Raw genomic sequence first — 24,558 nt, forward strand, 5'->3', positions numbered from 1 at the left:
ACTGCAGTGTCGGTTAGGCTTCGCAGCTCAACAGAGGTCGCGATGCACGCCGGTTCCAGCTCAGCCCAGAAATCCGCCACGAGCCTGGAGCTGTTCTCGCGCAATCTCTCGCTCTCGGCCGGCACCTTCCTGATCCAGGAAGGCGAGCGGATCGTCGGGCCGATGCGGCCGGGACTCAAGGTCGCGGTCATGCTCGAAGGCCGTCAGGCGCTGGAGCTCGACGATCGCCCGGCCGTCGTTCTCGACGGACCGGCCGTCCTCATCGCCGCCAATGGCGGCGAGCACATGCAGCAGCGCACCGGCCTTGCAGACGGCACCCTGCGCTGCGCGCTGATACAGTTCGACTTCGATTTCGTCGCGCGCGAATTCGGCCCCCACGTCGCAAAGGCCGCGCGTCTTGCCTGCTCCGACGGGGCGGGTTTCTGGGTGCGCCCGGCCGATGCTCCGATCCGGTCGCTGGCGCTCCAGATGGCGGAATGCCAGGTCGGCGAGGCGCTCCGCCCGCTCTATCTCGCCGGCAAGGCGCTGGAACTCGGCGCGCTTGTGCTGGACCGGATGCTCGGCGAGCGCCCCACCCGCCCGGCCCGGCTCAGCCCGCGCCTGCGCGAGCAGGTCCATGCCGCCCGCGACCGGCTGCTCGAGACCCTGCGCGAACCGCCCGGCCTGGCGGAGTTGGCGCGCGAAAGCGGCCTCAATCCGACGAAGCTCACCTCGGCCTTCCGGGCGGAATTCGGCGCCAGCGTCTTCGAATACCTGCAGGAGCAGCGCCTGCAGCAGGCCTATGCGATGATCGCGAGCGGAGAGACCAGCATCGCCGTCGCAGCCTTCCAGGTCGGCTACAGCCCGGCGCATTTCTCCGGGCTGTTCCGCAAGCGTTTCGGCATCGCGCCCAGCGCCCTGCGCTGATTCCGGCGATGAATCCGCCCTCCCGTTCTTGCTTGGACGCGTTCGAAACGCGACCGAAAGAAATACTGCCGCGATCGAAAGCCAAGCGCGTTGCCGGCTCGACAGCCTTCCTGAAAGAACCCCGGAGACGAGGGTGCGCAGGCGCCAGGGGCAGGATTACGGGCATGATCGGGATCAACGGCAGCAATCGCGCGATGTGGCGGACCGGCGTGGCTTTGGCCGCGCTCGTCGTCGGCGGAGCAGGCACGGCACTGGCGCAGAACGCCGCGCAGCCGGCCAATACGGCGATCGGCCTCGACACCATCGAGGTCCAGGGCGAGCGCGCCAGCGGTCCGGTCAACGGCTATGTCGCCCGCCGCAGCGAGACCGCGACGAAGACCGACACGCCGATCATGGAGACGCCGCAATCGATCACGGTCGTCACCCGCGACCAGATGGACGACCAGGGCGCGACCACGGTCAGCCAGGCCCTGCGCTACAGCGCCGGCGTGCTCGGCGAGACGCGCCTGTCCTCGGGCGGCCGCTATGACAGCGTCTTCATCCGCGGCTTCGGTGGCGCCGGAACCGGCGCCGGCTTCGTCAACAATCTCGACGGCCTGCGCTACCTGCGCGGCGTCAACTTCCTCGTGCCGTCCTTCGAACCCTGGGGGCTGGAACGGGTCGAGGTGCTGCGCGGCCCGTCCTCGGTGGTGTTCGGGCAGGTCAAGCCCGGCGGCCTGATCAACATGGTCAGCAAGCGCCCGCGCGACGAGAAGCACGGCGAGGTCCAGTTCCGCTTCGGCGACCGGCAGCGCGCCGAGATGGCCTTCGATGTCGGCGGGCCGATCGACCCGCAGAAGACCTGGCTCTATCGCGTGGTCGGGCTCGGCCGGACGGCCGACACGCAGGTCGACTACACGCAGGACCAGCGCATCTTCATCGCGCCCTCCCTCACCTACCGGCCCAACGGCGCGACGAGCTTCACGCTGATGGCCTCGTTCCAGCGCGATCCCGAAACCGGCTTCTACGGCTTCATCCCGGCGGTCGGTACCGTCCTGCCGAGCCGAGCCGGCCGCATTCGCAGCGAATTCTTCCCCGGCGAGCCGCGTTTCGAGGGCTATAGCCGCAACCAGGCCAATCTCGGCTGGGCCTTCGAGCATCGCTTCAACGACATCTTCAGCTTCCGCCAGAACGTCCGCGTGTCCGATCTCGAATCGCGGTTCCGGACCGTCGCGGTCGGTGGCATCGCGGCCGACCAGAAGACGTTGACGCGCCGCGTGACGATGTCGAACGAGAAGGCGCGCACCGCCGGCATCGACAACCAGCTCCAGGCCGATTTCCGCACGGGACCGCTGACCCACAAGGTCCTGTTCGGCGTCGACGGCTACTGGACTGATGGTACCGCCTTCACCGGCGCCGGCGGCACGGTGCAGACGCTCGATTTCACCAACCCGATCTATGGCCGCCTGCCCTTCGCCCTGCCCGCGCTGGCCGGCACGAAGCAGACCACGGCCCAGTACGGCATCTACCTGCAGGACCAGATCAAGCTCGACCGGCTCTCGCTGGTCGTCGGCGGGCGCTTCGACCGGGCCGAGGCCCGTACCCGGGCGATGAGCACGGGCGTGCTGACCAAGCAGGACGATACCGCGCGCACCGGCCGCGTCGCGCTGATGTACAATTTCGACAACGGCTTCGCGCCCTATGCCAGCTATTCGACCTCGTTCGATCCGCAGGCAGGCACGACCTTCGCGGGCACGCCGTTCAAGCCGACCGAGGGCGAACAGTTCGAGGCCGGCTTCAAATACGAGCCGCCGGGCGCGAACGCCTTCCTGCAGGCCTCGGTCTACCAGCTGACCCAGACCAATGTTCCGACGACCGACCTCGCCCATCCGACCTTCCAGATCCAGACTGGCGAGGTCCGCGCGCGGGGCATCGAGGTCGAGGCGCGCGCGACCGTGTTCGAGAATCTCGATCTCGTCGCGGCCTATACCTATACCGATGCCGAGGTGACCAAGAGCAGCGGCGTCGACCTGCACAAGCGCCCGACCGTCGTGCCGCGCCATACCGCAGCGCTCTGGGGGCATTACACCTTCCGGACGGGCCTGCTCTCGGGCCTCGGCCTCGGCGCGGGCGTGCGCTATGTCGGCAGCGGCGCCGGCGACCCCGCCAACACCTTCTCGACGCCGGCCTACACGCTGGTCGATGCCGCGATCAGCTACGATCTCGCCGCGGCCAGCCCGGCGCTCAAGGGCTGGAAGGTGCAGGTCAACGCCCAGAACCTGTTCGACAAGGAATATATCTCCGGCTGTTACGGCACGACGCAGTGCTCCTTCGGTCTGCGCCGCACGGTCCTCGCGACATTGTCCTACCGCTGGTGAGGTCGCCGATGCAGCCGGAAAGCCCTCCCGATATCGGCTTCGCTCCCGTCACGCTGCCGCAGGCCTGGCAGCGCGACTTCGAGGCAGGGGACGGCTCACGCTACCGGCTGCTGATCTCCGTGCCGGAAGGCCCTGCACCCGCACGCGGCTTTCCAAGCCTCGTGCTGGTCGACGGCCACGCGCTGTTCCCGGTGGCCGCCACGGCCGCCCGCCTGCAGGCGCAGCGCCCGGAAGCGACCGGCCTCGGTCCCGCCGTCGTCATCGGCATCGGCTATCCCGATGAACGGCCCTTCGATGCGGAGCGGCGCCAGCGCGACCTCCTGCCCGTCACTGGCGGCGCCGACCGCTTTCTCGACATGCTCGTCGGCGAGATCCTGCCTGCCGTCGCGCGGATCGCGCCGCTCGACCCGGCAAGGCGCGCGCTCGCCGGCCATTCCTATGGCGGCCTGTTCGTGCTGCACGCGCTGTTCACGCGACCCGGCCTGTTCGAGGCCCATGTCGCCGGCAGCCCGTCGATCTGGTGGCAGGATCGCGCCATCCTGGCGAGCGAAGAAGCGTTCCGGCGCGGCGGTTCGGCTCCCGCCGGGCGGCTCCTGATCACGGTCGGCAGCCATGAGCAGGTACCCATCCTCGCCGTAACCCCGCAGCGAGCCGAGCGCCTCGCGCGGGCTCGGATGCGTGACAATGCCGCCGAAATGGCGGAGCGCCTGCGGGCCTCGGGCCGCGTCGCCTGCAGCTTCACCGAATTCCCGGGCGAGAACCATGTCTCGGTGATCCTGCCGATGCTCTCGCGCACTGTCGCCTTCGCGCTCGCCGGTACGGCTCAGGACAAGGCGGCGGCAGCATGATGCTCGACAGACGCTCGCTGATCCTGGGCGGCTTGAGCCTGCCGATCCGACCGGCCATGGCCGCCGCGCCGGTCGTCGCCACCGATGTCCTCGGCCGCACCGTCAAGCTCGCCGCGCCGGCCAGGCGTATCTTGCTGGCGCAGGGCCGCCAGCTCAACGCGCTCGGCCTGATCCATCCCGATCCCGTCAGCATCCTCGCCGGCTGGGGCAGCGATCTCGAACGGCAGAACCCGGACGGGCTTGCCCGCTACCGGGCGCGCTTCCCAGCGATCAATGCGCTTCCTCTCGTCGGCGACGGCGGGACGGCTGCCGGGTTTTCGCTGGAAAAGGCGATCGCGCTCGGGCCGGATCTCGTCGTGCTCAGCAAATCGCTCGCCGGCACGCGCCGTGGCCCCGGCGATCTCGTCGAGAAGCTGGAAGCCGCGGGTATCCCGGTCGCGGTCGTGGATTTCTTCCTGGAACCGCTGCGCGACACCGTGCCGAGCCTCAGGGCACTCGGCATCCTCACCGGGCAGCAAGAGCAGGCGGAAAAGCTGATCGCCTTCTATGAAGAGCGGATGAAGCGGATCGCGGGCCGGGTCGCCGACGCGAAACGCCCCTCCGTCTTCATCCACGCCCATGCCGGTGGCTACGATTGCTGCATGACGGCCGGGCAGGGCACGTTCAACGAATTCATTCAGGCCGCGGGCGGGCGCAACATCGCCGCCGCGATGCTGCCGGGCGCGACCGGGCAGATCGGTCTCGAACAGCTGATCGGCGCCGACCCGGACGTCTATATCGCGACCGGCGGCACGCATCTCGCCAAGCTCGGCGGGCTCGTGCTCGGCCTCGGCGTCAGCGAGACCGACGCGGCCGCGAGCTTCGCCAAGCTTCTCTCCACGCCGTCGCTCAAGATGCTCAGCGCTATCGAGAAGCGCCGCGCCTTCGGCTTCTGGCATCTGTTCAACGACACCCCGCTGCATGTCGTCGCGATCGAGGTCCTGGCGAAATGGCTCCATCCGGAGCGCTTCGCCGATATCGACCCCGCCGCGACGCTTGCCGAGGGCGCCCGCTTCTCGGCGATCCCGCTGGACGGGACGCTCTGGATCGCGGCGGCGCCAAAAGCCTGACGGAGACCAGCATGCTCGCTACCTCGACCCGGATCGCGCTCGCCGACCCCGCGGGCGTCCTGAAGCCACTCTGCGAACACCTCGTCGAGCATGAGGCCGTCATCACGGAACAGGGTGGCACGACGCTCATCGCTCTCGACGGCAGCCACGCGCGGATCGAGCTCACGACAGCCGCGCTCGATGTCCATGTCGAGGCGCCTGATCTCTCCACCCTGCTCGGCATGAAGCGGGCCATCGCCAGCCATGTCATCGAGTTCGCCCCGAAGGACGCTGCACCGGAGATGCGCTGGACCGGCGACGGCACCGGTCCTGCCCTGCCACCCGAGTTCCGCATCCTGACGGTCACCGGCGTCGAGCGGATCACGCCGCATATGGCCCGCATCCGCTTCGTGGCTGAGAACCTCGCGCGCTACGATCAGATCGACGCGCTGCATGTGCGGCTCTTCATCCCGCCCGAGGGCGTGGCCGAGCCGAGCTGGCCGATGGTGGGCGATGACGGTCTGCTGCTGCCTTCGCCAGCCGAAACCAAGCCGCTGGTACGCAAATACACGATCCGCGAGATCGACGTCGCTGCGGGCACGCTCGCGCTCGATTTCGTGCTGCATGAGGATGCCGGACCGGGCTCGGCCTTCGCGTTCCGGGCCAAGGTCGGCGACCGGATCGGCATGGCAGGACCCGGCGGACGCGGCCTCAAGCCGGCCGAGCGCTATGTCTTTCTTGCCGACGAGACCGGATTGCCGGCCGTGGCGCGGATGCTGGAGAACCTGCCGGCGGAGGCCAAGGGACAGGTCTTCATCGAGATCGCCGATGCCAGCGAGGAACAACCCCTGCGCCACCCGGCCGGCATGATGCTGACCTGGCTACATCGTGGCGCGGCGGCGCCGGGCAGCCTGCCGCTGCTGCAGGACGCCTTCGCGACGATCGACTGGCCGGCGGACGGGCCCTCGACCTATCTCTGGGCGGCAGCCGAGCATGCCACGTTCAAGGCGATCCGGGCGGCGTCGCGCGGCAAGCTCAGGCCGGAGCGCGACCAGAACCTCGTCGTCAGCTACTGGCGCGCCGGAGCCTCGGACGAGGAGCATGTCGCGGCCAAGAAGGCGGAAGCGGCCCCAAGCTGACCGCTCGGAGCTTGGATATCCTGATTTGACTCGGAACCACGCGGGGTCATCCCGGGCTTGACCCGGGATCCATGCCGGAGCGCTTCCGATCAAGGTTCAGGCATGGATCCCGGATCTCCGCTTCGCTACGTCCGGGATGACTCCGCGTTTCAAAGCAAAAAGTTGCAGGTCCTAGCCTTCGCGCACCACCACGATGAACAGCCGCGGGAAGCGCAGCAGCACCTTGCCGTCACTCTCGACCGGGTAATGCGGCGCGATGCGCTCGAGATAGCGGGCGAAGAAGTCCTTCTGCTCCTCGGCCGCCAAACGGTCGAGATAAGGCTTCAGGCCGGTGCTCTTGAACCATTCGGCGATGGCTTCGCGATTGGCGAGCGCATGGACATAAGTCGTCTGCCAGATATCGACGCGGCAGCCGGCTTCGCCCAGCCAGCGCCGGTAATCGCCGAAGGAGCCGATCGTGGCACGCTCGGCCTTTGCGTTCGCGAGCTTCTCCGCCCAGGGACCTTCGGCCGCGACCTCGCGCATCGCGATATGCGAGGGCTCGTTGAGATTGTTCGGCATCTGTACGGCCAGACAGCCGCCGGATGTCAGCGAGCGCGCCAGACGCGGGAACAGCGCGGCATGATCCGGCAGCCATTGCAGCACGGCATTGGCGAAGATCACGTCGTAGCCCGCCGCATCGGACCATGTGTTTACATCACCAAGGATGAAGGAGAGGTCGGGCAGGCGCTTGCGCGCCTTCTCCAGCATGTCCGGCGAGGAATCGAGGCCTTCATTGACCGCATCGGGGTAGCGGGCCGCGACCAGCTCCGTGCTGTTGCCGGGGCCGCAGCCGAGATCGATGCAGCGCCTGGGCTGGCTCAGCGGCACGCGCGCGAGAAGGTCGGCAGGCGGGCGCGTGCGCTCGTCCTCGAAGCGCAGATATTGCGTGGCGTCCCAATCCGGCTTGGCATTCATCGCTCGCTCCTGTCTCGCAACCCGCGCTGAGAGCAGCAGGCTATCGATCTCTCCTAGCGCGAAACGACTGCGTCGGCAGGCTTGCGCGCAAGGAGAGCGAAACGGGTCGAGGAGGCCAGCCTGATCGCGTCATGCAGCGGCGCCGCGCGCTGCTGCTCGCGCACGACCTGGATGTAATCGGCCGGGACGATGTCGGTGAAGCCGGCGGCCGTCAGCATCGCTTCGAGCTGCTGCCGGCTCAGGCCATCCTTGAAATAGAAGCGGCTGGTGATCGAGGCATGGGTGTCGGCGTCGATCTGGTGGACGGCCGCGCCGCGCTTCGCGCGCAGCCAGGTGCCGAAGCGGTTGACCAGCGCCTGCCAGCGCGTGCGGTTGACCCAGTCGCCATCGATGACCAGCAAGCGGCCGCCGGGACGCAGCACGCGGAACCACTCATTGAGGGCCGCTTCCGGATCGGTCAGCGTCCAGACGAGATGGCGGGTGATCGCTGCGTCGTAGCTCGCGTCCTCGTCGAGCAGGCGCTCGGCATCGCCGAGGCGGAAGCGGGCGGCCTTGCCATGCTTGGCGCGGGCGCGTTCCAGCATCGCCTCGGAGAAGTCGAGCGCGGTGACGCGGTGCTTCAGCGAGAGCAGGGCACGGGTGATCTCGCCGGTGCCGCAGGCGAGATCGAGCACGTCGAGAGGGCCGGGACCGAAGGAATCGCCGATCAGGCGCTGAAAGGCCTTCAGCTCGCGGTCCGATTTGATCGCGTGGCCGAAGGAGAGATCGAAGCTCTCGGCCCGCGCCGACCAATAGGCGCGAATCTCTTCCTTCAGGGTGAAATTGTCATGCGAGGCGGGCGCGGACATCGCTCAGACCTGAATATAGGGCTCGACCAGAAGCGTGCCCCGGGCCGAATGCTCCAGATGCACGCCGACCGCATATGTCTCCGAGACCGCCGGATGTGCAAGCACATCTGCAGGCGCGCCGGCCTGCGCGATGCGCCCGGAGTTCATAACAAGCACCCGGTCGGCAAAGCGCGCCGCGAGCGAGAGATCGTGGATCGCCACCACCGTGACGATGTCGCGCCGGCGCGTCGCCTCGCGGATCGTCGCCATGACGTCGAGCTGGCGGCGCACGTCGAGCGCGCTGGTCGGCTCGTCGAGCAGGAGCACGTCGGGCTCGCGCACCAGCGCCTGGCCGATCGCGGCGAGCTGGCGCTGGCCGCCGGAGAGCGTGGCGATATCGCGCGAGGCGAAGGGCGCGAGGCCGAGCTCCTCGATCACCGCCTCGACGGCGCGGGTGTCCTCCGGAGACGCCGCGAGCGCATAGCCGCGATGCAGGCTCTTGCGGGCGAGCAGGATGATGTCGAAGACCGAGAGCGCGACGCGCGCGCCTGTGTCCTGTGCGAGATAGAACACCTTGCGGGCCCGCTCGCGCTGCGAAAGCACTGACAAGTCATGGCCGTCGAGCGCGACCGTGCCCCTCTCGGCCCGCAGCAGGCCGGCGGCGCAGCGGAACAGGGTCGACTTGCCGGAGCCGTTGGGGCCGACCAGCGCAGCGAGCTCACCGCGCGGCAGGGCTTCGGTGCCCAACCCCTGCAGGATCGGCGTCGCGCCATAGCGGAAATCGAGATCGCGAAGCTGCAATGCCATCGCTCAGACTCCCCGTCCGCGGATCGACATGACCAGGCTGATGAAGAAGGGCACGCCGATCAGCGCCGTGATGATACCGATCGGATAGATCACGCCGGGCGTGATGACCTTGGAGACGGTCGAGGCGAGCGACAGCAGCACGGCGCTGGCGATCGTCGCAGTCGGCAGGAAGAAGCGCTGGTCCTCGCCGACGAGCAGCCGCGCGATATGCGGGCCGACGAGGCCGATGAAGCCGATGCCGCCGACGAAGGAGACCGAGACCGCCGCAAGCAGCGAGGTCGCGACGAGGATTTCCAGGCGCAGGCGATCGACACGGACGCCGAGGCTCTCGGCCCGTTCGTCGCCGAGGCGGAGCGCCGTCAGCGCCCAGCCGCGCATCAGGAAGAACGGCAAGGCGAGCGCGATCAGGAGCGCGGCGACGCCGACCTTCTCCCAGCTCGCGCGGGCGAGGCTGCCCAGCGTCCAGAACACGATCTGGGTGAGCTGCACTTCGTTGGAGCGGTATTGCAGCAGGGCGGTGATGGCGTTGCAGGTGAAGAGCAGGGCGATGCCGACGAGGATCATCGTCTCGGGGCTGACGCCGCGCAGCTTGGTCATGAAGAACAGCACGAGCGAGGCCGACAGCGCGAAGACGAAGGCATTGGCGGTGACGATATAGGGGCCGGCGCCGGGGATGACGCTCCAGCCGAAGACGATCGCTACGGAGGCGCCGACCGTCGCGGCGGCGGAGACGCCGAGCGTGAACGGATCGGCCAGCGGGTTGGCGAGGATGGTCTGCATGCCGGCGCCGCTCAAGCCCAGCATGGCGCCGACGGCCATCGCCATCAGCGCGATCGGCAGGCGCAAATCCCAGACGATGACGGCAAGCCGCGGCGTCGCCGATTGCGGATCGACCAGCGTGCGCAGGACATCCCCGAGCGGGAGATTGCCGGGCCCGATCGAGACATCGAGCGCCAGCGCGACAGCGAGCGCCACGACGCCGATGAGGACGAGCTTCAGCCGGCGCGCATTGCGCCGGCGATAGTCTCCGGTGGCGGTTGCCGTCATGGGCAGGGTTGCGGCCATCGTCGCTCAGGCCAGCGTCACTGGAGCCTGGCCCAGAACACGCCGGAATAGGAGATCGGCAGGAATTTTTCGTGGAACTCCTTGAAGACCGCTTCCGGATCGACGTCCTTGAACCGGTCCGGATAGAACTCCTTCGCCATGGCGAGCTCGGCGATGAAGTAATAGGGCATGTCGTAGAACTGATGGTAAAAGGCCATCACCTTCTTGCCCTGTACGGCCTTGAGCTGCTGGAAGCCCGGGCGGTTCATCAGCGCCACCAGTTGCTTCTGCACCTGCTCCGGCGTCGCGTCATAGCCGAGCGCAACCGCGCTGCTGCCGGGATTGCTGCCGTACCAGTTCGCACCGGTGAGGAAATAGACGTCCGGGTTGTCGGCGAGCACCTTTTCCTGCGCGGCCTGCGCCTGGAAGGCCGAGAAGAACTGGCTGCCCCAGTTGCGCCCGCCGGCCTCCTCGATATAGCGGCCGAAATTGAACGGACCGAAGGTGGCGCAGCAGGGCAGCAGGCCGGCGGCGCGCTCGACGAAGACCATCGGCTTCTGCTTGTCGGGGATCGAACCGACGCGGGCATAGATGCTGCGGGTCTGGCGCAGATAGTAATCAGCGAAGGCGTTCGCCTCCTTTTCGCGGCCGAGGATGCGGCCGAGGAGCTGCACGCTCGGCAGCACGTTCTGGGTCGGGTCCTGGCGGAAATCGACGAAGACCGTGGTGATGCCGGCTTTCTCGAGCTTGGCGAGCAGGCCCGTCTCCTGCGCCTTGAAGTAGTTGGAGAGGTCGAGGATATAGACCTCGGTGCCGAGCGAGGCGATCTTCTCCATGCTGACATCGGCGGCATAGGGGTTGCCCATGTTCGCGACGTCCTTGGCCTTCGGGAACTTCGCGAGATATTTCTGCCAGGCGCCCGGATCGTTCTCGATCAGGTCGTTGCCCCAGCCGACGACGCGCTTGAACGGGTCCTCGCGGTCCAGCATCGCCAGCGTATAGAGCTGGCGGCCTTCGCTGAGCACGATCTTCTGGGGGTCGCGCGTGACATTGACGACGCGGCCGGCGAGATCGGTGACCTCGATCGTCTCGGCGGCGGCGGCGCCGGCAAACAGCATGGATGCACCGAACAGGACGGCGGAAGACAGACGGGCAAGCCAAAGGGGAGCGGGCATCGGAAGAGCATCCTGCCGGGGAAGATGCCCTCGCGCTAACACAGCCCGTCTTGGGACGGCAAAGCAATTCTAACTGTTTTGAATCGATCTAAATTGGAGTTATTTTAGAATAGAGACAGACTTCAAAACAAACAGCTTGTCTTGAACTTACTAAGCCCGGTCAGATCGCGGCGTCATCCCGGACAAGCTGCACAGCAGCGCCGATCCGGGATCCATCATAGAGCGCAGCGCCCTCCGATGGATTCCGGGTCAAGCCCGGAATGACGGCGCGGCTTCGCAGCGGACTCTCAGGACAGCCTCTCCGCGCCCTCCATCGCCTCTCGCGCCCGGATTGCGAAACGGCGGGCGAGCGGCGCGACTTCGGCCGCATTGGCGGCGGCGGCCGTGCCCGTGCGGACCCGATCGGCGATGCCGACGAAGATCACGGCGAAGCGGAACAGCGCGAAGACGAGGTGGAAGCGCAGCAGCGGCGCCGTCGGCACGGCATGGGCATAGTAATGCGCGAGGAATTCGGCCTCGGCGGGAATGCCGAGCGCGGCACGGTCGAGCCCGAGGATGCCGCCATATTCGTCGGGCGCCGTGTGCCAGGGCATGGCGCAATAGCCGAGATCGGCGAGCGGGTGGCCGAGCGTCGACAATTCCCAATCGAGGATGCCGATCACTTCGGACTTCTCGGGATGGAAGAGCAGGTTGCCGAGCCTGAAATCGCCATGGGCGATCGAGACCTGGCCGTCATCGGCCGGCAGATGCGCCGGCAACCACTGGGCGACCGCTTCCAGCTCGGGGATCGGCTCGCCCGGCGATTCCCTGAGCTGCTTGGTCCAGCGCGCGATCTGGCGCTCGAAATAATTGCCCGGCCGGCCGAAATCGCCGAGGCCTACCTCATCGGGCTTCACCGCATGGAGCTTCGCCAGCGCCTCGGCCATGCCGAGATAGAGGCCATGACGCTCGCTCGCCGCGAGACCGGGCAAGGCAGCGTCATGGAAGACGCGGCCTTCCAGCCGCTCCATCAGATAGAAGGGCGTGCCAAGCGGCTCCGGATCGGCATGGAACAGCACGGCGCGCGGCACCGGCACTTGCGTCTGCGACAGGGCTTCGAGCACACGGAACTCGCGGTCGATCGCATGGGCGCCGCGCAGGATCGGCCCGGCCGGCTGCTTGCGCAGCACGAGGCGCCGCGTCCCCCAATCGACGAAATAAGTCGGGTTGGACTGGCCGCCGCCGATGCGTTCGAACTTGAGATCGCCCACACCGAAGCGCTCCCGCAGGAGGTTCGACAAAGCGGCCGGATCGAAATCGATCGAGGCAGGCGCCGGCGCTGCCATCGCCTCAGCCCTGCGCCTCACCGGCCACGGGCCAGTGCCAGAAATCCCGGCCTTCCTGCGTGAGGAAGCGGTTCAGCACCATCTTGTGGACCTCGTCGGCGCCGTCGACCAGGCGGGCCTGCCGGGCGTAGCGGTAGATCCATTCCAGCACGGTGTCCTTCGAATAACCGCGCGCGCCGTTGACCTGGATCGCGACATCGGCGGCGTCGTGCAGGACATTGGCGACCTGGACCTTGGCCATCGAGACCTCCTTGCGGGCGAAGCCGCCGCGATCGAGCTCCCAGGCCGCCTTCATCACCAGGAGCCGGCCGATCTCGATGCGCATGGCGAGGTCACCGAGCTTGAGCTGAATGCTCTCGCGATCGGCAAGGCGCTGGCCGAAGCCGTAGCGCTCGGCGGCATAGGCCTGGGCGATCTCGATGCAGCGTTTGGAGAGGCCGAGCCAGCGCATGCAATGGGTCAGGCGGGCCGGGCCGAGGCGGACCTGCGTCACCTTCATGCCCTTGCCTTCGCCGGCCAGCACGTCCGCGACGGGGATTTCGAGCCCGTCGAATTCGATCTCGCAATGGCCGCCATGCTCCTCCGGCCCCATGATCTCGATGCGGCGCAGGATGCGCCAGCCCGGCTGGTCGGCATGGAAGAGGAAGGCGGTGAGGCCGTTGCGCGGATCGTCCGAGGTGCGGGCGACGAGGATGAAGTGCTTGGCCTCCTCCGCGCCGGTGATGAACCATTTGCGGCCGCTGATCACATACTTGTCGCCGCGCCGCTCTGCCTTCGTTTGGATCATCGAGGGATCGGAGCCGCCGCCCGGATGCGGCTCGGTCATGGCGAAGGCGGAGCGAACCCTGCCCTCGACGATCGGCTTCAGCCAACGCTCCTTCTGATCGGGCGTGCCGAGAGCTTCCAGCACCATCATGTTGCCGTCGTCGGGCGCAGCCGAGTTGAAGACGACCGGGCCGAAGATCGAACGGTTCATCTCCTCGTAGCAAACGGCCATACCCCTCTTGCCCAAGCCTGCGCCGCCGGTTTCGGGCTTGAGCTGCAGGCACCAAAGCCCTGCGACACGCGCCTTGGCGCGCATGGTATCGAGCAGAGGCAGCGCGATATTGCCATGGGCGTCGTAGGAGGACTGGTCCGCTTCGAGCGGCAGGATTTCGCGTTCGACGAAGGCGGCGATCCGCGCGCGATAATCCTCGATGCGGGGAGAAATCTCGAAATCCATGGCCGTGCTCACAGGGACGAAACGAGGTGGCCGCCATCGACCTCGATGGTGGAGCCGGTGATGTAGCTGCCGGCGCTCGATGCAAGCAGCAGCAGGGCGCCGTCGAGTTCCTCCGGCTGTCCGAGCCTGCGCTGCGGGATGCGCTTGATCAGTTGCAGCCCGGCTTCGGTCGCGAAGAAATCGCGATTGATGTCGGTCTCGATATAGCCGGGGCAGAGCGCGTTGACGCGGATGCGATCCCGCGCCCATTCCAGCGCCAGCGCCTTGGTCAACTGGATCACGCCCGCCTTCGAGGCCGCATAGGCGCTGACGCCGCCGGCGACGCGGTGGCCGAGGATCGAGGCGATGTTGACGATGGCGCCACCCTTGCCACCCTCGCGCATACCGCGCGCCACGGCCTGGGCGACGAGGAAGACGCCCTTCAGATTGGTGTCGAGCACCGCATCCCAATCCGCTTCCGAGAGAACAGCGGCAGGCCCGGCGCCGCTGACGCCGGCATTGTTGATGAGGATGTCGAAATGCCGGCCGTCGAGCGCCTCCGAGATCGAAGCGGCATCGCCGACGTCCACCTGGATGGTTTTCGCCGCACCACCCGCTGCGGCGATCTCCGCGCTCGCCTCATCCAACGCGGATTGCCGGCGCGCCGCGAGCGTGACCTCGACACCATGATGCGCGAGCAGCTTCGCGAAATGCAGCCCCAGCCCACCGGACGCCCCCGTCACCAGGGCGCTCTTTCCCGAAAGATCCTCGAACATCAGGCATCCCGCTTCGAACAGCCGTAACTGTCGGCCGGTTACCGCCTGCGATCAAGGCGCCCGCCATGCAAAAAGCCCGGCGCATCGCGCCGGGCTTCTTCCGATTCATGACGAACGGTCGACGGCCGCCCTGTTACTGCCAGGTCTGGCGGCCGTACCAGTCATCGACATCGCTGCGGGCCTTGTCCTTGGCGAGGCCGTAGCGCTCCTGAATCTTACCTTCGAGCTGGTCGCGCTTGCCGGCGATGACGTCGAGATCGTCATCGGTCAGCTTGCCCCACTGCTCCTTGACCTTGCCCTTGATCTGCTTCCAGTTTCCTTCGACGCGGTTCCAGTCCATCGAGACCTCCTCATGCGAGTGTGGATTCTCTAGAACAACGCGCCGGCGGCGCGATTGTTCACCGATCGCCTCATCAGAACGGCGGATGCGCGGCAGAGCGGACGCGATCGATGATGAAGCGAAGGAGATGATCCATGCGCTTCCTCGCCCTGATTTCGCTGGCCGCGACGCTCGCGGGCGGCCTCGTTCCCGCCGCGACCCAATCCCAGCAGCAGCAGAACGTCATGACCCATATCGGGCGTGCCGTGGCGCTCAACAACAAGTGCCCGGCGCTCAAGCCCAACAACCTCATCATCGGCATGGTGACGCGCCAGCACGGCATCGCCATGAACCGCGCGCCCTATAGCGACATCATCGTCGCCAAGGGCGCCGAATACGCCCGCGAGATCGCGGCGCTCGACCGGCAGGCGGCCTGCGATCTCGGGCGGAAGCTCTACGGCCCGCAAGGTGAGAAGGTGCCGAATTTCCTGCGCTGAAGCGGCATCTCATAAACACCCGGATAAAAATCTTGCTTTATTAAAATCCGGGTATTATTAAGCCCCATCGAACAGGATGGGTTGCACCGATGCAGATCGCGGACAGGAAGGCGGCAAGGGCCGCCTACAAGGAGCGGAAGACGGTGGCGGGCATCTTCGCCTTCCATTGCGAGGCGGCCAGGCTGACGTGGGTGGGGCAGGCGCCCGATCTTTCAACGATCGAGAACCGCCTGCGCTTCACCTTGCGCCATGGCAGCCACCGGCAACGCTCCTTGCAAGCCGCCTGGAACGCGCATGGCCCAGAGGCCTTCCGCTTCGAGGCCCTGGAAAGGCTGGAAGACGAGGATATCGCCTATGTCCTGGATCGCGTGCTGAAGGAGCGCCTCACCCATTGGCAGGCGAAGCTCGGCGCGGAAGCGCTTTGATCGAGCACAACTTGCCCCATCCCGCAGGTCATCCCGGGCGGAGCGAAGCGCAGACCCGGGATCCATTCCGGAACGGTTCAGGCATGGATCCCGGATCGGCGCCGCTCACGCGGCTTGTCCGGGATGACCGTACCTTTTCCTGAAGAAAGCAGAGGTGCGGAGGGGCGGCCGCCGTCCGCTCAATCGTCCATCTTGAGGGCGGCGATGAAGGCTTCCTGCGGGATTTCGACCTTGCCGAACTGCCGCATCTTCTTCTTGCCTTCCTTCTGCTTCTCCAGAAGCTTGCGCTTGCGGGTCGCGTCGCCGCCATAGCATTTGGCGGTCACGTCCTTGCGCAGCGCGCGGATGGTCTCGCGGGCGATGATCTTGCCCCCAATGGCCGCCTGAACCGGAATCTGGAACATATGCGGCGGGATCAGCTCCTTGAGCTTCTCGCACATGGCGCGGCCACGGGCGTCAGCACGCGAGCGGTGGACCAGCATCGAGAGCGCATCGACCGGCTCGGCATTGACCAGGATCGACATGCGCACGAGGTCGCCCTCGCGATAATCGGTGATGGCGTAGTCGAAGGAGGCATAACCCTTCGAGATCGACTTGAGCCGGTCGTAGAAATCGAACACCACTTCGTTCAGCGGCAGATCGTAGACGACCTTGGCGCGCGAGCCGACATAGGACAGGTCGGTCTGAATGCCGCGGCGATCCTGGCAGAGCTTCAGGACGGAACCGAGATATTCGTCGGGCGTGAAGATCGTCGCCTTGATCCAGGGCTCCTCGATGAACTCGATCTTCATCACGTCCGGCATGTCGGCCGGGTTGTGCAGCTCCAGCGTCGTGCCGTCGCGCAGCTTGAGATGGTAGACCACCGAGGGTGCGGTCGAGATCAGGTTGAGGTTGAACTCGCGCTCCAGCCGCTCCTGGATGATCTCCAGATGCAAGAGCCCGAGGAAGCCGCAGCGGAAGCCGAAGCCGAGCGCGGCCGAGGTCTCCATCTCGTAGGAGAACGAGGCGTCGTTCAGCCGCAAACGGCTCATGGCTGCGCGCAGCACCTCGAAATCGGCAGCGTCGACCGGGAAGATGCCGCAGAACACCACCGGCTGCACCGGCTTGAAGCCCGGCAGCGGCTCGGCGATCGGCTTCTTCTCGTCGGTGATGGTGTCGCCGACGGCGGTATCCGCGACCTCCTTGATCGAGGCGGTGAAGAAGCCGACCTCGCCGGGGCCGAGCTGCTTGACCTCGGTCATCTTCGGCTTGAACACGCCGACGCGATCGACGCCATAGGAGGCGTTGGCCCGCATCATCCGGATCGTCATGCCCTTCTTCAGCACGCCGTCGATGACGCGCACCAGCACGACGACGCCGAGATAGGCGTCGTACCATGAGTCGACCAGCAGGCACTTGAGCGGCGCATCGGGATCGCCCTTCGGCGCCGGCAGCTTCTCGACGATCGCCTCCAGCACGCCCTCGATGTTGAGGCCGGTCTTGGCCGAGATCGGCACGGCCTCGGAGGCATCGAGCCCGATCACGTCCTCGATCTGCTGCTTGATCCGCTCCGGCTCGGCGGCCGGCAGGTCGATCTTGTTGAGGACGGTGACGATCTCGTGGTTGGCGTCGAGCGCCTGATAGACGTTGGCGAGCGTCTGCGCCTCGACGCCCTGCGAGGCGTCGACGACCAGGAGCGAACCCTCGCAGGCCGCGAGCGAACGCGAGACCTCATAGGCGAAGTCGACATGGCCGGGCGTGTCCATCAGGTTGAGGACATAGTCCTTGCCGTCCTTGGCCCGATAGTCGAGCCGCACCGTCTGCGCCTTGATGGTGATGCCGCGCTCCTTCTCGATATCCATCGAGTCGAGGATCTGGTCGCTCATGTCGCGGGCGGCGACGGTGCCGGTCTGCTGGATCAGACGGTCGGCCAGCGTCGACTTGCCGTGGTCGATATGGGCAACGATCGAGAAGTTGCGGATATTGTCGATGGAACGGGTGCTCATGCGCGCGCCATAGCAGTGAAGGGGCGCGGCGCCAAGCGGTTGCGCGTTCCGAAGCCCGACGGACGACCATTAAACTCTCCTGTCATCCCGGGCGCAGTGCAGCGAAGACCCGGGATCCATTCCGGAACCCTTCCGATAACGGTTCAGGCATGGATCCAGGATCGGCGCCGCTTCGCGGCTTGTCGGGGATGACAGGGAGGTTCTGCCGGTTCTTAAAATCCAACTTGCAATTTCCAATATCTGAGAATTATTCTTCATTCATGGAGTTCGAACACGACACCGAGATCGACCGCGTGCTCGGGCAGCGCCTCAAGGCGGCCCGCCAGCGCCATGGCCTGACGCTCGACGCGCTGGCCGAGCGCAGCGGCGTCAGCCGGGCGATGATCTCCCGCGTCGAGCGTGGCGAATCGAGCCCGACGGCGGCACTGCTGGTCCGGCTCGGCTCCGGACTCGGCCTCTCGCTCTCGGCCCTGCTGGAGGAGAATGCAGGAAGCGGGCCGCTAGCGCGCCGCGACGCCCAGCCGGTCTGGCGCGATCCGGCGAGCGGCTATCTGCGCCGCAACGTCTCGCCGCGCGGGACCGGGTCGGGCTTCGAGATCGTCGAGGTCGAATTGCCTGGTGGAGCCGAAGTGCGGCTCGACAATGCGACCGGAGCGGCGGCGCTCGACCAGCAGGTCTGGGTGCTGCGCGGACAACTCGACCTGATGGTCGAAGGCATCCGCCACGACCTCGCCGAGGGCGACTGCCTGCAGATGCATCTGCGCGGCCCGATCATCTATCGCAATCCGGGCGACGCGCCCGTCCGCTATGCCGTCATCCTCGCCGCGGGAAGCGGCGCCTTTCCGGGACATGTCGCATGAATGCGCACGCTTTCACCCTCGCCATCGAGACGCTCGATGCCGTCGCTGCCGAGGCCGCCATTCCGGCACTGGCCGAGATCCTACGCGACAGCGTCACCAACGGCGCCTCGGTCGGCTTCATGAACTGGAACACATCAGACGATTACGAGCGCTTCTGGCGCGACGTCGCTGCCGGCGTCACGAGCGGGCAGGTCATCCTGCTCGCCGCGCGAAACGAGGACGGCCTCGTCGGCACGGCCCAGCTCCACCTGATAGGAAAGCCGAACCAGCCGCACCGGGCCGAGATCGCCAAGGTGCTGGTCCATTCCCACGCGCGACGGCAAGGCATCGGCGAGGCCTTGATGCAGCGTGCCGAGGCGATCGCGCGGGAGAAGGGGCGCGACCTGCTGGTGCTCGACACGGACGAGCATGGCGCAGCGCGCCGGCTCTATAACCGGCTGGGCTGGACCGAAGCCGGCACGATCCCACGCTATGCGCTGATGCCTGATGGAGCCGATTGCGGCTCGACGTTTTTCTACAAGAGCCTGACTTGAACCACCGTTGTCATTCCGGGGCGCGCCGGAGGCGTGAACCCGGAACCCACGACGGGGTGAGGCATTTGATATCCCACAACGAGCGGCTCGCCCGGTCGTGGATTCCGGGTTCTTCGCTGCGCGAAGCCCCGGAATGACAAGGAAGGCTCAGCCCTCGGCGCTGCCGCGGATGTAGGGCTCGACCGGGCCCTTGAGCGTGATCGTCATCGGGCGGCCGAAGCGGTCCTTGGCGTTGCCGGCGGAGACCTTCACCCAGCCCTCGGAGACGCAATACTCCTCGACATTGGTCTTCTCGACGCCCTTGAAGCGGATGCCGATATCGCGCGCCAGCACCTCTTCATTGTAGAAAGGGCTGTCCGGATTGACAGACAGACGGTCGGGAAGCTGCTCGGACATGGGTCGCACCTGAATTGCGGAAAGTGTTGCTTTGCCCGCTCGATAGCCGCTTCCGCCGGCAAAGCCAACTCAGGGCCTTGGCCAACGCCTAGCGGCTGCCATCGAGCAGGCGACCGACGACCTTGGCGGTATAGTCGACCATCGGAACGATGCGGGCATAGTTCAGGCGCGTCGGGCCGATGATGCCGACGACGCCGACGATGCGCTGCTCCGCGTCGCGGAAAGGCGCGGCGACCATCGAGGAGCCGGACATCGAGAACAGCTTGTTCTCCGAGCCGATGAAGATGCGCACGCCGTCGCCATCCTCGGCCCGGGAGAGCAGATCGATGACGTCGGTCTGCGTCTCCAGATCGCCGAAGAGCATGCGGATGCGTTCGAGATCCTCCTGCGCCCGGAGATCGTCGAGCAGATTGGCCTGGCCGCGCACGATGAGATGGCGGTCGCTGCCGGGGCCGGCCTGGGTCGCGATGCCGCTTTCGACGAGCCGTGCCGTCAGGGCGTCGAGCTCGCGTTCCATCAGGGCGCGCTGCCCGCCGATCTCGCCGCGCAGTTCGGCCAGCGTCTTGCCGAGGATGCGGGCATTGAGGAAGTTCGCGGCCTCGCTCAGCGCCGAGGCCGGCAATCCGGGCGGCAGCGCCAGCAGGCGGTTCTCGACCGTGCCGTCCTCGGAGACCAGCACGACCAGCGCGCGCAGCGGATCGAGCCGGACGAACTCGATATGCTTCAGCCGGACATCGGTCTTGGTGGTGACGACGACGCCGGCGCCCCGCGACAGGCCGGAGAGCAGCGCCGAGGCCTCGGTCAGCGTCTGGTCGAGATTGCGGTTGCTGGCGGCGACCCTGATCTGGGCCTCGATGCGCGAGCGCTCCTCGGTGGTGAGATTGCCGACCTCCATCATCGCATCGACGAAGAAGCGCAGGCCTCTTTCTGTCGGCAGGCGCCCGGCCGAGGTGTGCGGCGCATAGATCAGCCCGGCCATTTCCAAGTCGGTCATGACATTGCGCACCGTCGCCGGCGACAAGGCCATCGGCAGCAGGCGGGCGATGTTGCGCGAGCCGACGGGCTCGCCAGTGGTCAGATACCCGTCGACGATCTGACGAAAAATCTCGCGCGAGCGCTGGTCGGTCTCGACCAGGCCACTGATCGTCTCGGGGCGGGGCGTATGGGCGCTCATGAACCTTTTTCAGGCGAAATGTCGTTCTTGTCCTATTGTCGTCATGCCGGAGGCGCGGATCAAGGGGCAAGCCCGGCCGGCGCCTTGCCGCGCGCGGCGCAAGCGCCTACAAGCCGCCACTTCCCCGCAAGACAGGACAGTTTCATGCGACCCTCCAAACGCGCCGCCGACGAGATGCGCAAGGTCACGCTCGAACGCGGCGTGGTGCGCTATGCCGAGGGCTCCTGCATGGTGACGTTCGGCGAGACCAAGGTGCTCTGCGCCGCGACCGTCGAGGAAAAGGGGCCACCGTGGCTGCGCGGCACCGGCAAAGGCTGGGTCACCGCCGAGTATTCGATGCTGCCGCGCGCCACCCACGAGCGCACGCGCCGCGAGGTCACCTCCGGCAAGCCGTCGGGCCGCACGCAGGAAATCCAGCGCCTGATCGGCCGCTCGCTTCGCGCCGTGGTCGACCTGACTGCGATCGGCGAGCGCCAGATCGTCGTCGATTGCGACGTGCTGCAGGCCGATGGCGGCACCCGCACGGCCTCGATCACCGGCGCCTGGGTCGCGCTGCACGATGCGCTGAAATGGATGGAAGGGCGCGGCCTGCTCAAGGGCACCAACCCGCTGAAGGACCATGTCGCCGCGATCTCCTGCGGCATCGTCGCCGGCAACCCGGTGATCGATCTCGACTATGTCGAGGATTCCGGCGCGCAGACCGACGCGAATTTCGTCATCACCGGCTCGGGCGGCATCGTCGAGGTGCAGGGCACGGCCGAGGGCGCGCCCTTCTCGGAAGAAGAGCTGCTCGCGCTGCTCAAGCTCGCCAAGGGCGGTGTCGCCAAGCTCGTCACGCTGCAGAAGGCGGCGGTGGCCTGAGCATGAGCCCGCATCGCCTTCTCACCGGCAAGGTCGTGATCGCGACCCATAACCAGGGCAAGTTGCGCGAAATGCGCGAGTTGCTGGCGCCCTACGGCATCGAGCTCGTCTCGGCCGGGGAGCTCGGCCTGCCCGAGCCGGTCGAGGATGGCTACATGTTCTCGGAGAACGCGGCGATCAAGGCGGTCGCCGCGGCGAGCGCCAGCGGGCTACCGGCGCTCTCCGACGATTCCGGCATCTGCATCGACGCGCTCGACGGCGCGCCCGGCCTGTTCTCGGCCAACTGGGCGGGGCCGGGCAAGGATTTCGCCCCCGCCATCGGGCGCGTGCAGATGGAATTGGCCAAGCGCGGCGCCACCACGCCCGAGACGCGCAAGGCGCATTTCGTCTCGGCGCTGGTGATCGCCTGGCCGGACGGGCATCAGGAGCTGTTCGAGGGCCGTGTCTTCGGTACGGTGACCGAGCAGGCGCGTGGCGCCGGCGGTTTCGGCTACGATCCGATCTTCCTGCCTGATGACCACGACAAGACCTTTGGCGAGATGACGGCACAGGAGAAGCACGGCATTCCGGCCGATGGCTCGCCCGGCCTGTCGCATCGCGCCCGCGCCTTCCATGAGCTGGCAGCCGCCTGCCTGAGGAAGCCGGCGTGAGCGCCCCGGCCGCCCTTGCAACGCGGCCTTCGATCCTGCATCCGACCGCGGATGCGGGCTTCGCCGTCTATGTGCATTGGCCGTTCTGCCTGGCCAAATGCCCCTATTGCGACTTCAACAGCCATGTCCGGCTGCAGCCGCCGGACCAGCAGCGCTATATCGCCGCCTTCCGCCGCGAGATAGCCCATCGCGCCGCGCTGGTGCCCGGCCGCACAGTCTCCTCGATCTTCTTCGGCGGCGGCACGCCCTCGCTGATGGAAGGCAGCACGGTCGGTGCGATCCTCGATGCGATCGGCGAATACTGGGCGGTCGATCCCAATTGCGAAGTCTCGCTGGAGGCCAACCCGACCAGCGTCGAGGCCGGGCGCTTCCGCGATTTTCGGGCGGCCGGGGTCAACCGCGTCTCGCTCGGCGTGCAGGCGCTGAACGATGCCGATCTCAAGGCGCTGGGACGGATGCATTCCGCCGAGGAGGCGCTCGCCGCCGTCGCGATCGCGCGCCAGTATTTCGAGCGCTATTCCTTCGACCTGATCTATGCCCGCTCGCCCCTGCAGACGCCCGCCTTGTGGCGCGCCGAGCTGGAACTGGCGATCAGCCATGCGGCCGAGCATCTCTCGCTCTACCAGCTCACGATCGAGCCCGGGACCGCGTTCGAGCGCCTGTTCCGTTCCGGCAAGCTCGCCATTCCCGATCATGATGCCGGCGCCGCGCTCTACGAGACGACGCAGGAGATCACGGCGAAGCACGGCCTGCCGGTCTACGAGATCTCGAACCATGCGCGGCCGGGTGCCGAGTGCCGACACAACCTCGTCTACTGGCACTATGGCGAGTATGCCGGCATCGGGCCGGGCGCCCATGGTCGGCTGGTGACGAGTGAAGGCCGCATGGCGCATTCGACCGAGAAGCGGCCGGAGGTCTGGCTGGAACGCGTCGAGGCCGAGGGCCATGCGCTGGTCGAGAACGATCGGCTAACCGAAGAAGCGCAGGGCGACGAATATCTGCTGATGGGGCTGCGTCTCGTCGAGGGCATCGATCCCGGCGTGTTCAGGGCACTGGCCGGGCGCCGGCTCAACGCCAGGCGCGTCGGCAGCCTGATCGAGCAGAAGCTGCTGATGGAACGGGCAGGCGGGCGGCTCGCGGCAACGCCTGATGGCGCGCTGCTGCTCGATGCGCTGGTGGCCGATCTGGCGGCTTGAACTACGCGGAGCTTACAGCGTCATGCTCGCCCTCGTGGCGAGCATCCACGTCTTGAACACGATCTTCGACGAGTGAAGACGTGGATAGTCGGGACAAGCCCGACTATGATGAAGAGCGCGAAATAAATCGCTCAGCCCTTACCTAACCGCGCCCCGGTCTTCGGATCGAAGATGTGGATCTTGTCGGGATCGACCGTGATCCAGAGCCGGCCTTCCTGCGCCGCGACCTCGCCCGTCGCCGCCTGCATCACGAAGGGCTGGCCGGCGAGCTTGCCGTGGAAGAGCTGGGTCGCGCCGAGCTCCTCGATGAACTCGACGTCGAAGGGCAGCGAACCGGCCTGGCCTTCTGAGGCGATCTCGACATCCTCGGGGCGTAAGCCCACCTCGACCGGGACTTGGGCCGCCAGATCCTCGCGGAGATCGCGCACCTCGATGATCGCGTCGCCGAGCGCGACGATGCCGGGGCCGTCGACCATGCCGGGCAGGATGTTCATCGGCGGCGAGCCGATGAAGGTCGCGACGAACTTGCTCGCCGGCTTGCGGTAGACCTCGGCGGGCAGGCCGATCTGCTCGACCTGGCCGGCATTCATCACCACGAGCTTGTCGGAGAGCGTCATCGCCTCGACCTGGTCGTGCGTGACGTAGATCGCGGTGACGCCGAGCGCGCGCTGGAGCTTCTTGATCTCGACGCGCATCTGCACGCGCAGCTTGGCGTCGAGGTTCGAGAGCGGCTCGTCGAAGAGGAAGACCTGCGGCTTGCGCACGATGGCGCGGCCCATGGCAACGCGCTGACGCTGGCCACCGGAGAGCTGGCGCGGCCGGCGCTCCAGGAAGGGCTCGATCGCGAGGATGCGGGCGGCTTCCCGCACGCGCTTGTCGATCTCGTCCTTCGGCGTGCCGCGATTGCGCAGGCCATAGGCCATGTTGTCGTAGATGTTCATATGCGGGTAGAGCGCATAGTTCTGGAACACCATGGCGATGTCGCGGTCGGCCGGCTCGATCTGGTTGACGACGCGGCTGCCGATCGAGACCTCGCCCGACGAGATCGTCTCCAGACCGGCGACCATGCGTAAAAGCGTGGACTTGCCGCAGCCGGAGGGGCCGACGAGCACGCAGAAGCCGCCGTCGGGGATGTCGAAGGAGACGCCCTTCACGGCCTCGACGCCGCCGGCATAGACCTTCTTGACGTTGGTGAGGGTGACCTGAGCCATT

General features: G+C 66.8%; 25 protein-coding genes. 12 read left to right on the forward strand and 13 right to left on the reverse strand.

Going from position 1 to position 24,558, the window contains the following annotated elements; translation table 11 throughout:
* Positions 1-42 precede the first annotated feature (42 nt).
* From ACWIEX_RS21615 to ACWIEX_RS21635, 5 genes are all read left to right on the forward strand, one after another.
* Positions 43-906 (forward strand): helix-turn-helix transcriptional regulator, encoded by an 864-nt coding sequence (locus ACWIEX_RS21615; RefSeq protein WP_454035008.1) that lies wholly within the window; start codon positions 43-45, stop codon positions 904-906.
* A gap of 164 nt (positions 907-1,070) precedes the next feature.
* Positions 1,071-3,263 (forward strand): TonB-dependent siderophore receptor, encoded by a 2,193-nt coding sequence (locus ACWIEX_RS21620; protein WP_454035009.1) that lies wholly within the window; start codon positions 1,071-1,073, stop codon positions 3,261-3,263.
* 8 nt (positions 3,264-3,271) lie between these two features.
* Positions 3,272-4,111, forward strand: coding sequence for an alpha/beta hydrolase (locus tag ACWIEX_RS21625; protein WP_454035010.1), 840 nt, complete (start codon positions 3,272-3,274; stop codon positions 4,109-4,111).
* Entirely contained in the window at positions 4,108-5,220 is a 1,113-nt protein-coding gene (locus tag ACWIEX_RS21630; protein WP_454035011.1) for an ABC transporter substrate-binding protein, read from the forward strand. The genes ACWIEX_RS21625 and ACWIEX_RS21630 overlap by 4 nt, the downstream gene beginning before the upstream one ends.
* 11 nt (positions 5,221-5,231) lie before the next feature.
* Entirely contained in the window at positions 5,232-6,338 is a 1,107-nt protein-coding gene (locus ACWIEX_RS21635; protein WP_454035012.1) for a DUF2218 domain-containing protein, read from the forward strand.
* Between the two features lie 171 nt (positions 6,339-6,509).
* Here the strand turns inward: ACWIEX_RS21635 and tam are convergent, their stop codons facing one another.
* The 9 genes from tam to ACWIEX_RS21680 form a co-directional block, all read right to left on the reverse strand.
* On the reverse strand, positions 6,510-7,295 hold the full coding sequence (gene tam, locus ACWIEX_RS21640) for a trans-aconitate 2-methyltransferase (protein WP_454035013.1): 786 nt from the start codon (positions 7,293-7,295) through the stop codon (positions 6,510-6,512).
* A 53-nt stretch (positions 7,296-7,348) separates the two neighbouring features.
* Positions 7,349-8,143 (reverse strand): class I SAM-dependent methyltransferase, encoded by a 795-nt coding sequence (locus ACWIEX_RS21645; protein WP_454035014.1) that lies wholly within the window; start codon positions 8,141-8,143, stop codon positions 7,349-7,351.
* A 3-nt stretch (positions 8,144-8,146) separates the two neighbouring features.
* Positions 8,147-8,929, reverse strand: coding sequence for an ABC transporter ATP-binding protein (locus tag ACWIEX_RS21650; protein WP_454035015.1), 783 nt, complete (start codon positions 8,927-8,929; stop codon positions 8,147-8,149).
* Between the two features lie 3 nt (positions 8,930-8,932).
* A complete protein-coding gene (locus ACWIEX_RS21655) occupies positions 8,933-9,976 on the reverse strand; it encodes a FecCD family ABC transporter permease (RefSeq protein ID WP_454035016.1) in 1,044 nt (347 codons plus the stop codon).
* 35 nt (positions 9,977-10,011) lie between these two features.
* Positions 10,012-11,148, reverse strand: coding sequence for an ABC transporter substrate-binding protein (locus ACWIEX_RS21660; RefSeq protein WP_454035017.1), 1,137 nt, complete (start codon positions 11,146-11,148; stop codon positions 10,012-10,014).
* A 287-nt stretch (positions 11,149-11,435) separates the two neighbouring features.
* Complete coding sequence (locus ACWIEX_RS21665; RefSeq protein WP_454035018.1) at positions 11,436-12,473, reverse strand: phosphotransferase family protein; 1,038 nt, start codon at positions 12,471-12,473, stop codon at positions 11,436-11,438.
* Between the two features lie 4 nt (positions 12,474-12,477).
* On the reverse strand, positions 12,478-13,695 hold the full coding sequence (locus ACWIEX_RS21670; protein ID WP_454035019.1) for an acyl-CoA dehydrogenase family protein: 1,218 nt from the start codon (positions 13,693-13,695) through the stop codon (positions 12,478-12,480).
* A gap of 8 nt (positions 13,696-13,703) precedes the next feature.
* The gene (locus ACWIEX_RS21675; RefSeq protein WP_454035020.1) at positions 13,704-14,450 is read right to left on the reverse strand and encodes an SDR family NAD(P)-dependent oxidoreductase; all 747 of its coding nucleotides are present in this window, start codon (positions 14,448-14,450) and stop codon (positions 13,704-13,706) included.
* Between the two features lie 133 nt (positions 14,451-14,583).
* The gene (locus ACWIEX_RS21680) at positions 14,584-14,790 is read right to left on the reverse strand and encodes a CsbD family protein (protein ID WP_454035021.1); all 207 of its coding nucleotides are present in this window, start codon (positions 14,788-14,790) and stop codon (positions 14,584-14,586) included.
* A gap of 134 nt (positions 14,791-14,924) precedes the next feature.
* On the opposite strand from ACWIEX_RS21680, the gene ACWIEX_RS21685 reads away from it, so the two are divergent.
* Positions 14,925-15,266, forward strand: coding sequence for a hypothetical protein (locus tag ACWIEX_RS21685; protein WP_454035022.1), 342 nt, complete (start codon positions 14,925-14,927; stop codon positions 15,264-15,266).
* An 89-nt stretch (positions 15,267-15,355) separates the two neighbouring features.
* Positions 15,356-15,691, forward strand: coding sequence for a GIY-YIG nuclease family protein (locus tag ACWIEX_RS21690; protein ID WP_454035023.1), 336 nt, complete (start codon positions 15,356-15,358; stop codon positions 15,689-15,691).
* A 179-nt stretch (positions 15,692-15,870) separates the two neighbouring features.
* Here the strand turns inward: ACWIEX_RS21690 and lepA are convergent, their stop codons facing one another.
* On the reverse strand, positions 15,871-17,676 hold the full coding sequence (gene lepA / locus ACWIEX_RS21695) for a translation elongation factor 4 (RefSeq protein ID WP_454035024.1): 1,806 nt from the start codon (positions 17,674-17,676) through the stop codon (positions 15,871-15,873).
* 260 nt (positions 17,677-17,936) lie between these two features.
* Between lepA and ACWIEX_RS21700 the strand changes: the two genes are divergently transcribed.
* Together ACWIEX_RS21700 and ACWIEX_RS21705 are read left to right on the forward strand one after the other, a co-directional pair.
* Entirely contained in the window at positions 17,937-18,536 is a 600-nt protein-coding gene (locus ACWIEX_RS21700) for a helix-turn-helix domain-containing protein (protein ID WP_454035025.1), read from the forward strand.
* Positions 18,533-19,069 carry a GNAT family N-acetyltransferase gene (locus ACWIEX_RS21705; protein WP_454035026.1) on the forward strand — a complete coding sequence of 179 codons (537 nt, stop codon included), beginning with the start codon at positions 18,533-18,535 and terminating at the stop codon, positions 19,067-19,069. The genes ACWIEX_RS21700 and ACWIEX_RS21705 overlap by 4 nt, the downstream gene beginning before the upstream one ends.
* A 147-nt stretch (positions 19,070-19,216) precedes the next feature.
* Here the strand turns inward: ACWIEX_RS21705 and ACWIEX_RS21710 are convergent, their stop codons facing one another.
* Both ACWIEX_RS21710 and hrcA read right to left on the reverse strand, forming a co-directional pair.
* Positions 19,217-19,465 (reverse strand): DUF3297 family protein, encoded by a 249-nt coding sequence (locus tag ACWIEX_RS21710; protein ID WP_061970923.1) that lies wholly within the window; start codon positions 19,463-19,465, stop codon positions 19,217-19,219.
* 88 nt (positions 19,466-19,553) lie between these two features.
* Positions 19,554-20,639, reverse strand: coding sequence for a heat-inducible transcriptional repressor HrcA (gene hrcA, locus ACWIEX_RS21715; RefSeq protein ID WP_454035027.1), 1,086 nt, complete (start codon positions 20,637-20,639; stop codon positions 19,554-19,556).
* A gap of 144 nt (positions 20,640-20,783) precedes the next feature.
* On the opposite strand from hrcA, the gene rph reads away from it, so the two are divergent.
* From rph to hemW, 3 genes are read left to right on the forward strand one after another with little or no spacing between them, the layout of a single operon-like run.
* Positions 20,784-21,500, forward strand: coding sequence for a ribonuclease PH (rph, locus tag ACWIEX_RS21720; protein WP_061970926.1), 717 nt, complete (start codon positions 20,784-20,786; stop codon positions 21,498-21,500).
* Positions 21,501-21,502: 2 nt separating this feature from the next.
* Entirely contained in the window at positions 21,503-22,150 is a 648-nt protein-coding gene (gene rdgB / locus ACWIEX_RS21725) for an RdgB/HAM1 family non-canonical purine NTP pyrophosphatase (protein WP_454035028.1), read from the forward strand.
* On the forward strand, positions 22,147-23,346 hold the full coding sequence (hemW, locus tag ACWIEX_RS21730) for a radical SAM family heme chaperone HemW (RefSeq protein WP_454035029.1): 1,200 nt from the start codon (positions 22,147-22,149) through the stop codon (positions 23,344-23,346). The genes rdgB and hemW overlap by 4 nt, the downstream gene beginning before the upstream one ends.
* A 131-nt stretch (positions 23,347-23,477) precedes the next feature.
* Here hemW and ACWIEX_RS21735 read toward each other — a convergent pair whose 3' ends face one another.
* Positions 23,478-24,557: a sn-glycerol-3-phosphate import ATP-binding protein UgpC gene (locus ACWIEX_RS21735; protein ID WP_454035030.1), complete on the reverse strand. Its 1,080-nt coding sequence runs from the start codon at positions 24,555-24,557 to the stop codon at positions 23,478-23,480.
* Between the last annotated feature and the right edge of the window lies 1 nt (position 24,558).

It is taken from the genome of Allobosea sp. NPDC055353 (genome assembly GCF_053644975.1).

What these genes read in the sequence shown, in the direction of transcription:
- ACWIEX_RS21615 (WP_454035008.1), top strand. Translation starts at nt 43, where the DNA reads ATGCACGCCGGTTCCAGCTCAGCCCAGAAATCCGCCACGAGCCTGGAG.
- ACWIEX_RS21620 (WP_454035009.1), top strand. Translation starts at nt 1,071, where the DNA reads ATGATCGGGATCAACGGCAGCAATCGCGCGATGTGGCGGACCGGCGTG.
- ACWIEX_RS21625 (WP_454035010.1), top strand. Translation starts at nt 3,272, where the DNA reads ATGCAGCCGGAAAGCCCTCCCGATATCGGCTTCGCTCCCGTCACGCTG.
- ACWIEX_RS21630 (WP_454035011.1), top strand. Translation starts at nt 4,108, where the DNA reads ATGATGCTCGACAGACGCTCGCTGATCCTGGGCGGCTTGAGCCTGCCG.
- ACWIEX_RS21635 (WP_454035012.1), top strand. Translation starts at nt 5,232, where the DNA reads ATGCTCGCTACCTCGACCCGGATCGCGCTCGCCGACCCCGCGGGCGTC.
- tam (WP_454035013.1), bottom strand. Translation starts at nt 7,295, where the DNA reads ATGAATGCCAAGCCGGATTGGGACGCCACGCAATATCTGCGCTTCGAG.
- ACWIEX_RS21645 (WP_454035014.1), bottom strand. Translation starts at nt 8,143, where the DNA reads ATGTCCGCGCCCGCCTCGCATGACAATTTCACCCTGAAGGAAGAGATT.
- ACWIEX_RS21650 (WP_454035015.1), bottom strand. Translation starts at nt 8,929, where the DNA reads ATGGCATTGCAGCTTCGCGATCTCGATTTCCGCTATGGCGCGACGCCG.
- ACWIEX_RS21655 (WP_454035016.1), bottom strand. Translation starts at nt 9,976, where the DNA reads ATGACGGCAACCGCCACCGGAGACTATCGCCGGCGCAATGCGCGCCGG.
- ACWIEX_RS21660 (WP_454035017.1), bottom strand. Translation starts at nt 11,148, where the DNA reads ATGCCCGCTCCCCTTTGGCTTGCCCGTCTGTCTTCCGCCGTCCTGTTC.
- ACWIEX_RS21665 (WP_454035018.1), bottom strand. Translation starts at nt 12,473, where the DNA reads ATGGCAGCGCCGGCGCCTGCCTCGATCGATTTCGATCCGGCCGCTTTG.
- ACWIEX_RS21670 (WP_454035019.1), bottom strand. Translation starts at nt 13,695, where the DNA reads ATGGATTTCGAGATTTCTCCCCGCATCGAGGATTATCGCGCGCGGATC.
- ACWIEX_RS21675 (WP_454035020.1), bottom strand. Translation starts at nt 14,450, where the DNA reads ATGTTCGAGGATCTTTCGGGAAAGAGCGCCCTGGTGACGGGGGCGTCC.
- ACWIEX_RS21680 (WP_454035021.1), bottom strand. Translation starts at nt 14,790, where the DNA reads ATGGACTGGAACCGCGTCGAAGGAAACTGGAAGCAGATCAAGGGCAAG.
- ACWIEX_RS21685 (WP_454035022.1), top strand. Translation starts at nt 14,925, where the DNA reads ATGCGCTTCCTCGCCCTGATTTCGCTGGCCGCGACGCTCGCGGGCGGC.
- ACWIEX_RS21690 (WP_454035023.1), top strand. Translation starts at nt 15,356, where the DNA reads ATGCAGATCGCGGACAGGAAGGCGGCAAGGGCCGCCTACAAGGAGCGG.
- lepA (WP_454035024.1), bottom strand. Translation starts at nt 17,676, where the DNA reads ATGAGCACCCGTTCCATCGACAATATCCGCAACTTCTCGATCGTTGCC.
- ACWIEX_RS21700 (WP_454035025.1), top strand. Translation starts at nt 17,937, where the DNA reads ATGGAGTTCGAACACGACACCGAGATCGACCGCGTGCTCGGGCAGCGC.
- ACWIEX_RS21705 (WP_454035026.1), top strand. Translation starts at nt 18,533, where the DNA reads ATGAATGCGCACGCTTTCACCCTCGCCATCGAGACGCTCGATGCCGTC.
- ACWIEX_RS21710 (WP_061970923.1), bottom strand. Translation starts at nt 19,465, where the DNA reads ATGTCCGAGCAGCTTCCCGACCGTCTGTCTGTCAATCCGGACAGCCCT.
- hrcA (WP_454035027.1), bottom strand. Translation starts at nt 20,639, where the DNA reads ATGAGCGCCCATACGCCCCGCCCCGAGACGATCAGTGGCCTGGTCGAG.
- rph (WP_061970926.1), top strand. Translation starts at nt 20,784, where the DNA reads ATGCGACCCTCCAAACGCGCCGCCGACGAGATGCGCAAGGTCACGCTC.
- rdgB (WP_454035028.1), top strand. Translation starts at nt 21,503, where the DNA reads ATGAGCCCGCATCGCCTTCTCACCGGCAAGGTCGTGATCGCGACCCAT.
- ACWIEX_RS21735 (WP_454035030.1), bottom strand. Translation starts at nt 24,557, where the DNA reads ATGGCTCAGGTCACCCTCACCAACGTCAAGAAGGTCTATGCCGGCGGC.